The following is a 434-nucleotide window of genomic DNA, read 5'->3' on the forward strand; positions in this document are numbered from 1 at the left end:
CACTTGCCGGTGGTGGTGTAGAAGAAGTCGGCGTTGCTGACATCGGCGGGCACCGGGTTGCCGCCGTCTTCCCAAGCCTGGTAGCCGGGCTGGCCGCAGGGCACCGCGGTGAAGATGTTGACGGTCTTGCCGGTCGCCACCTCCGGCGTGTTGGTGGCGCTGGTGCCGATATAGAGCCGGTTCGAGGTGGCGGGGTCGTTCGATTTCAGCACCTTCGGGTTGCCCGACGGCACGTCCATCTCCAGATAGAGCTGGTCCATCTGGCTGACGTCGATCACCGCGCCGGCGCCATTGGCAGGATAAAAGGTGTCGGCGCAAGAATATCTGGTGCCGTATTGGTCGGTCTGGATCACCGATCCGGCGGGCAGGCTCTTCTGGAGGGACTTTAGTGTGCCGGTCGTGCACACCTGGCTTTGCACCACTGTGCTGGTGGA

General features: G+C 63.4%; 1 pseudogene. It reads right to left on the reverse strand.

Annotation, left to right across the window (positions count from 1 at the left end):
- Positions 1–434, reverse strand: a pseudogene (locus EOA24_RS40875) (hypothetical protein); the annotation flags it as partial.

It is taken from the genome of Mesorhizobium sp. M2A.F.Ca.ET.039.01.1.1, assembly GCF_003998035.1.
GTDB lineage: Bacteria > Pseudomonadota > Alphaproteobacteria > Rhizobiales > Rhizobiaceae > Mesorhizobium.